Below are 1,336 nucleotides of genomic sequence, written 5' to 3'. Positions count from 1 at the left end.
CAATGGTTTTGAGCCAGAGAAGGACTTGGTAGCGCACCTTCAGCAGCCGATAGTTCGCCAACTGTCGCCTCAGAGGTGATCAAGACAAAACGTAGCTCATCGCCCAAGGACTTAAGCACTTCGTACAAACCGCCTTCACAATACAAGCTCACTTCTGTTCCAAGAGAACCTTTGATCTTGCCCGCATTACGCTCTTCTTCGATACGCTTATTCACAGCCGTTTTCGCTTCTAGCACCGTTGCCCAGAACTCAGAACCTTGCTGGCTATCTGCATCCATCGCAAACAAACCTTCGTACCAGGAACAAAGCATTACGCTTGATGCACGTTCTTCACCCTTAGGCTTAGGCATAACCGCCCAGATTTCGTCTGCAGTAAAGCTTAGAACTGGCGCAATCCAGCGAGTCATCGCTTCAAGAATATGGTACATCGCTGTTTGGCATGAACGACGAGCTAGACTATCTGCCTGAGTGGTGTACTGTCGATCTTTGATGATATCCAGATAGAAACCACCTAAATCAACGCCGCAGAAGTGAACAATTTTCTGTGAAACACTAAGAAAACTATACTCGTCATAAGCTTCTTGCAATTCAGTTTGAAGCTCTAAGGCTTTATCAACCGCCCAACGATCTAGTGACATCATCTCTTCAGGCGCTACCAAGTCCTTCTCTGGCTCAAAACCATTGATATTAGACAACAGGAAGCGCGCAGTATTTCGAATACGACGATAAGATTCGGCAGCTCGCTTGAGGATCTCGTCAGAAACCGTCATTTCACCACTATAGTCTGTTGCCGCTACCCAGAAACGCAAGATATCAGCCCCTAGCTTGTTCATCACTTCTTGTGGCGAAACAACGTTACCCAAAGACTTGGACATCTTCTTGCCTTCACCATCAACGGTGAAGCCGTGTGTTAACACCTGCTTATAAGGTGCTGCATTATTAATCGCGATACCCGTCTTCAAAGAGGACTGGAACCAACCACGGTGTTGATCCGAGCCTTCCAAGTATAAATCGGCAGGGTACTGACCTAGCTCTTCGCGCTGCTTTAATACCGCGGCATGCGTCACGCCCGAGTCAAACCAAACATCTAAAGTGTCGGTTACTTTTGTGTAATTCTCAGCGTCATCACCTAATAATTCGCTCGCATCCAATTCGAACCAGGCATCAATACCCTTCTGTTCAATTTTCTCAGCTACTTTAGCGATCAAATTTTGTGTATCAGGATGAAGCTCTTGTGTCTCGTTATGAACAAACAAAGTAATCGGAACACCCCAAGTACGCTGGCGAGAGATACACCAATCAGGGCTTTGCTCCAACATTGCTTCGATACGATTCT

1 protein-coding gene is annotated in these 1,336 nt (G+C 46.6%); it reads right to left on the bottom strand.

What is annotated here, in order from left to right; translation table 11 throughout:
• On the bottom strand, nucleotides 1-1,336 hold a 1,336-nt coding region (locus A3766_RS23570), incomplete at both ends, for a class I tRNA ligase family protein (RefSeq protein WP_156509081.1).

Source organism: Oleiphilus sp. HI0132 (assembly GCF_001635845.1).
This window is presented reverse-complemented; position numbering and strand designations above follow the sequence as displayed.